Here is a 6072-nt window from a genome sequence, read left to right as displayed (position 1 = left end):
TTGCCCTCGCACAGCCGGTCTTGCGGGCAAATGCGACCGCAGACTTCCGGGAAGGTATTGGTGGCCTGGCTGATCTCATAGGCTTCTTGAAGGCGACCTTCGGCGGTCAGCTTCAGCCAATCGGGAATATTATTGTGCAGCGGGCAATGGACCTGACAGAAGGGCACCCCGCATTGCGAGCAGCGCGAGGATTGCTCGACGGCTTCTGTGGCGCTATAGCGGCCATAGATTTCATCGAAATCCTCTTTGCGCCCCTCGGCTTCGCGCTTATCGGGCATCGCCTTGGCAAGCTTGGTGAAGCGCTGCATCACGGCCTTTGCGGCGGCTTGCGCCTGCTGCTGCGCCGGAGTTGCCTTTTGTTGGTTCGCCTTGGACGCCATTGCGCCGATCCTTCCCTTCCCAGTCACTCTTACCCGCGTGGGGAAGCACAGAGTTACCGAGCGAAAAGGCGGTTTTCCAGGAAAAACGACCAGATAGGACCGATACCGGACTAATTTCTGCTATGATTGCGAGTTAGTCTCATTTCATATCGCAAAACCTTCTGAATTTAGGTCTCATATACTGACTAATCGCTGTATCGGGTATCTTTCGATCCTTTCGCTCCGCAATCGATACCAAACAGACCAAATTCGGGAGATCAAACGCAGCTTTCCGCCATTTCCTGAACTCAACACATACAATGGCATTAAATTTATCAGAAGCATCAACTTTTGCGCGAACCTCTATTGACCATAATAGATTAAATTATTATTAAAATGCCAATTATGGGGGAGGCCCATGTCTTCATCACGATCCTGTGAGAGCGGAGTTTTTATGCGCTTGTTTCGTTTGCTCGCCGTTGCCTTTGTGGCGACTCAATTGGCCGCCTGCGCCACCGTCGTCGAAGGCACCGACGATCTTGTTTCCTTCGAAACCACGCCCCCCGGTGCGCGCTGCCTTGTGGACCGGGACGGTGCCCGCATCGGCACCGTGGACGCTGCGCCGGGGAGCCTGAAGCTCTCCAAATCGAAGAACGCCCTGACTGTCACCTGTGATAAGGCCGGGCAACTGACGGTGACGGAGCAAGTGGAGAGCGAGTTTACCGGTTCGACCTTCGGCAATATTCTGCTGGGGGGTGGCATCGGCCTGATCGTCGATGCGGCGAGTGGGGCCAATAACCGCTATCCGAACCCGGTTAAACTGCTGCTGCCGCCGGAAAAATTCCCAACCCCGGGCGAGCGCGACAGCTATTTCGACAGGTTGAAGGGCGAAATCACTCAGAAGTACGATGGTCTCGCCAAAAAGACGCGCGACACCTGCCCGGCGAATCAAACCGATCAGTGCGCGTCCGACCTCACCAAACTCGATGAAAAGCGCCAAAAAGAGTTGAGCGCGCTTGAAGGTAAGCGCAACGCCGTCAAGATCGGTTAACCCGGAGGTTTTGGGCCGGTGCGCAACGCTACCGGCCCTAAGTTCATTTAGCGCCCGATCAATTCCAGCTTATGCCGCGTCAGCGGCTGATTGCCGGTTTCGGTGACTTCCACCGTCAAGCCCGGGCACATAGCGATTCCCGCGTCGCTATCCATCAGAATCATATGCAGGAAGAAGACCATCCCCGGTTGGATGACGACCGGATTGCCTGTGTAGAACATCGGCCAATCCATCCAATTCGGCGCAAAGGTGGTGCCGAGGCTATAGCCGCAGGCATTCAGCCGGTGCGGGGTTTCCCCTGCCCTATCGCAGACGCGGGCATAGGCATCGAACACCCCGCCCACGGGTTCGCCCGGCTTTAGCGCCTCCCGGCAAGCGGCGAGCGCGTCCATCGCAACCCCGTGCAAGGTGCGGTGCCGGTCGGTAATCGTGCCGATGGGGATCGTTTGCATTAGGCAGCTATGATAGTGGCGATAGGCCCCGGCGAATTCGAGCGTAATCTGATCTTCCGCAGCCAAATATTTCCGGCCCGAAAAATAGCGGCACAGCAGCGCGTCGCGCCCCGAGCCGATGATGAACTCATTGGCCGGATCGTCGCCGCCGCCCGCATAGATCGCCCCATGCATCGCCGCCAGAATATCGCCCTCAAAGGCCCCTGGCGCGATGATATCTTGGGCGGCATCGAGCGCGAGATCGGCTAGGGTCGCCGCACGGCGAACATAGGTCAGCTCGGCCGGGCTTTTGATAAGGCGCAGGCGTGTGACCAGATCGGAGGCGTCACTCAGCGTGAAGCTGCTCTCCAGCGCCGTCACCAGCCGCTTCCCCAGGGCATAGGGCAACCCGTAGGCGTTGAACTCCGCCCCCAGCTTTTTCCCGGCAAGGCCGAAGCCCGTGAGAATATCCTTCAGCTCGTTCACGGGATCCGCGCCGTCGCGGTCGGCCCAAATGCGGATATCGTCGATCATCGACGTATGCTGCGCCTGCCGCAAATCGGGCGCGCGGGTCAGCAGCATCAAGCGCCCATCCGCGCCGAGATAGAGGCACTGGAAATAGACGTAGCCGAAGGTATCGTATCCCGTCAGGTAATACATGCTTTCCTGGCGGAACAGCAGCAGCCCATCGAGCCCCTGGGCCGCCATCGCCGCGCAGGCTTTTTCCCGCCGTGCCGTGAGTTCTTCGGGGGTGAAATGCAGGGCCATAAGGGGGTTCCTAAGCGCGAAGGGACAACACCGGGTTACTAAATCAGAGGGACCGGCAAGCGACAAGCTTGACCGAGTTTCTATACAGTATATTCTGTATAGAAACTCCGATGAGGTCCCCATGAGCCGCCCCGCCCACGCCCGCGATATTATTCTGCGCGCCGCCGAAGCCATCGTCGCGGAAGCGGGTGTTACCGCCCTTACCTATGATGCGCTGGTGGCGCGGAGCGGCGTGACGCGCGGCGGCATCACCTATCATCTCCCCACGCGGGAAGCGCTGCTGCAGGCGCTCGTCACCCACGATCTGGCCGCCTGGGAAACCTGCCTTGCGGAAAAACGCGCCGGTTTCAGCGGCGTTGGGGCCGATCTACACGCCTATATCGCCTCAACCGCCGATACGACCCCGGAGGAGGGCCGCCTGTGCGCAGGGCTGCTGAGCAGCACAATGTCTGCCCCCGATTTGGCCGAACCGTGGCGCGATTTTTTCGCCCGCTATCAGCAAAATCTCAAAACCTTACCCGACCCGGAGCTTGCGCTGATCGTGTCGCTCGCCGCCGATGGTTTGTTCTTCTTGGAGATTTTGGGGCTCACCGCCTTGCCCGAGGCGGTGCGCGCCCGGCTGATTGCGCGCTTGCACGTGCTGGCAGATCAAACGGCGGGGGCGGAATCGTGAGAGCGCCCCTCGCCAAAGTCGCCATCATCATCCCGCTTATCTATTTTCTGTTTGTAACCGGCGAATTTCTAACGCTGACTGCCGTTACTTTGTCCCTGACCGAAGCGGGTTATTCGGCTTTCGCGGTGGGCAGCGGCATTTCGGCGCTTTGGTTGGGGCTGTTCACCACCAGCTTGCTGGCGCACCGGATCGCCGGTCGGTTCGGTCTCGCCGGGGCCTTTTGCGGGGCGAGTTTGCTGGCTCCCATCCCGTTGGTAGTGATTTATCTCGTCCCGAGCTACCCAATCTTCCTCCTCGGCGCCCTTAGTCTCGGCCTTGCCGGAGGGATCATTTGGGTGACGGGCGAATCCTGGCTTGTCGCCAGCGTTCCCGCCGACCGGCGCGGCCTGTATGTGGGGTTGTTCGAAACCTCCGTTGGGCTCGGGATGGTCTGCGGCCCGCTGCTGCTGGCGGGCGTTCTGCGCTTGGAGTTGCCGCCCCTGCCCTTCGGCATCGGGCTTACGGCTTTGGCCGCCCTCAGCGCGCTCCCCCTGCTCAAGCTTCCCGCCCCCGTGGCCCCGGCCTTGCCCAGCGACGGCGCGGTTCCGCTGCGCGCGACATCAGCAATATTCGTCATTGCAGCGTTAAGCGGCCTTATGGAAAGCGGCACATCCGGGCTTTTGCCCACCGTCTCGGTGCGGTTAGGGGCGAGCGTGGAAGCGGCAGCCCTGCTGGGCACGGTCATCGGGGTTGGCAGCGCGGCGCTGCAACTGCCCGCCGGGGCCTTGGCCGACCGCTTCGGATCGAGCCGCTTGATTCTGGGGTGCTGGTTCGTGCTTGCGGCCCTGGGGTTGTTGTTGCTCGGCACTGCCGAGTCGCCCGGCCTTGCCCTCTGGATCGCGGGGTTCGGGTTCGGCGGCGCGGGCGGTGCCGTCTATACCGCGCTGGTCATCGACCTCGGCCACCGCCTGAGTGGCCCCGCCCTGGTGCGCGCCATGGGCAAGACCGTGACAAGCTATACCGCCGGAACGATGATCGGCCCGGCGTTAGGTGGGCTGCTCTTCGATCTCGGTGGGCTTCCGGCCCTGGCAGGCGCAATTACCGCCGGGGCGCTTGCCGGAGGAGCCCTCAGTCTTGCGCCTAAACGCCCTTCAGATTCCCAAACCGCCCACCGGGGTGAAACCGGGTGAGATAGGCCGGAACAATGGCCTCAATGGTGGCCCCCGTCAGCCCCAGGTCCGCCAAACCGGGATAGCGACCGCTCACCACATTGTCGGTTTTCAGCAGTTCGACCTGATCCGCCGTGATCGGCGCACCGGGGATGAACTGCATCACCGACCCCATCAGGGAGGCAACACAGAAGGGCAGCGGCACAAGAACCGCCTTCAGATGCGCAGCTTCAAGGGTGAAGGCCAGCAGGTCCTTAAAGCTATAAGTGCTCGGCCCGCCCAATTCGTAAATGCCAGAGATTGCGGGGTCATTGACTGCCGAGACAATCGCTTCGGCCACATCGCCCACATAAACCGGCTGGAATTTCGTGCTCCCGCCGCCAATCAGCGGCAAGGCCGGAGCCATCCGCGCCATCGTGGCGAACCGGTTGAAGAACCCATCTTCCGGCCCGAAAATGATCGACGGGCGGAAGATTGCGGCAGTCGGATAAACGGCCAAAACCAAAGCTTCGCCCGCCGCCTTGGTCTGGGCATAGCGGGATTTCGACTCCGCATCGGCCCCCAATGCCGACATTTGAATAAACCGGGCGACGCCTGCGGCCTTGGCGGCTTCGGCCACCCGCTGCGCGCCGTCGGCCTGAATGGCATCAAAGGAGGCATTGCCGCCGCCTGGCGCGAGAATGCCGACGAGATTAATCACCACATCAGCCCCGGTGACGGCTGCTTGAAGCCCAATGCCGCGCCCGATATCGACGCCCATCGGCACAATCTGGCCGACGTTTCCGAGCGGCTTTAGGCGTTTGGCGGCCTCGACATTCCGCACCCCGAGGCGGATCTGCGCGCCGGTTTTTGCGAGGCGCTGCACCAAATGCCGCCCAACAAAGCCCGAACCCCCAATAACCGTAATTACCTGCGTCATCGGATCACTCTCTTCGTTTTACGCCTGCGGGGGCTCCCGCCAAGATGGGCTTTTCCATACACGAGGGCAGCTTGAGCGGGAAGAGACTCTGAGGCCGCAGCCCTAATCTTCCTCAATCTCAAAATGCACGGCACCGCTAAGACTCTGGCCCGGCAACAAATCGACGACGCCGGTTTGGGCGACGCCCGCCGCGCGCAAATTGATGCCATTGTTAAGATGGGTCACCGGCTCGACGCAGAAGAAATCCTGCCCCTGCGGCGAGAAGACGACGATGGTGCCGAACACCGGATCGGCGGTCATGGTCAGGCTCAGGCCCTTATCGCGCCAGCGAACGATAGCGCGCCGGCTCCACCCGGCAAAGCAATTATCTACCTCGACTTCCGCCATCACCCGGCCTCCGGCGAAATCCCATACGGGCGGCACCGGCATTTCCAGCAGCGGCAGTTTGGTTTCGTCGCCCTTCCAAAAAGTGGGGGCATAGGTGGTGAGCGTCGCGCCCGTTTTAGGGAAGAACGGGTGCAAACCCATCCCCGCCGGGAAGGGGCGAATATCCTCATTGGTCAGCACCATGCGGATGGTAAGCCCGGTATCGGTTAACTCGAAATGCTGAACGGCGCGGTAGGTGAAGGGCCAGCCCTCGGCCCCATTATGCTGGTACACGAGGGTGGCCGCTTTCGGCCCCGCCGTTACGACCTCCCACGGGTGGCGCAAGCCGTCGCCATG

Annotated in this window: 6 protein-coding genes and 1 pseudogene; 3 read left to right on the top strand and 4 right to left on the bottom strand. The window is 61.2% G+C overall.

Annotated elements, in window-relative coordinates; translation table 11 throughout:
* Nucleotides 1–308: pseudogene (locus ACIQ36_RS17515) on the bottom strand (NAD(P)-dependent oxidoreductase); the annotation flags it as partial.
* A 505-nt stretch (nt 309–813) separates the two neighbouring features.
* Here ACIQ36_RS17515 and ACIQ36_RS17510 point away from each other — a divergent pair.
* Entirely contained in the window at nt 814–1410 is a 597-nt protein-coding gene (locus ACIQ36_RS17510) for a hypothetical protein (RefSeq protein ID WP_395831694.1), read from the top strand.
* Between the two features lie 47 nt (nt 1411–1457).
* Here the strand turns inward: ACIQ36_RS17510 and ACIQ36_RS17505 are convergent, their stop codons facing one another.
* Nucleotides 1458–2609, bottom strand: coding sequence for a M24 family metallopeptidase (locus ACIQ36_RS17505; protein WP_395831692.1), 1152 nt, complete (start codon nt 2607–2609; stop codon nt 1458–1460).
* Between the two features lie 121 nt (nt 2610–2730).
* Between ACIQ36_RS17505 and ACIQ36_RS17500 the strand changes: the two genes are divergently transcribed.
* Complete coding sequence (locus ACIQ36_RS17500; protein WP_395831690.1) at nt 2731–3282, top strand: TetR/AcrR family transcriptional regulator; 552 nt, start codon at nt 2731–2733, stop codon at nt 3280–3282.
* Nucleotides 3279–4451, top strand: coding sequence for an MFS transporter (locus ACIQ36_RS17495; RefSeq protein ID WP_395831688.1), 1173 nt, complete (start codon nt 3279–3281; stop codon nt 4449–4451). Before ACIQ36_RS17500 ends, ACIQ36_RS17495 begins: the two co-directional genes overlap by 4 nt.
* On the opposite strand, the gene ACIQ36_RS17490 is transcribed toward ACIQ36_RS17495, so the two are convergent.
* Entirely contained in the window at nt 4402–5349 is a 948-nt protein-coding gene (locus tag ACIQ36_RS17490) for a complex I NDUFA9 subunit family protein (RefSeq protein WP_395831686.1), read from the bottom strand. The two genes, ACIQ36_RS17495 and ACIQ36_RS17490, sit on opposite strands and share 50 nt — an antisense overlap.
* A gap of 102 nt (nt 5350–5451) precedes the next feature.
* On the bottom strand, nt 5452–6072 hold a 621-nt coding region (locus tag ACIQ36_RS17485), incomplete at its 5' end, for an aldose 1-epimerase (RefSeq protein ID WP_395831684.1).

Origin of the sequence: Elstera sp., from assembly GCF_044372965.1 — a bacterium.
Lineage (GTDB): Bacteria > Pseudomonadota > Alphaproteobacteria > Elsterales > Elsteraceae > Elstera.
The sequence above is the reverse complement of the archived record's forward strand: the minus strand, read 5'-3'. Positions and strand labels throughout refer to the sequence as shown.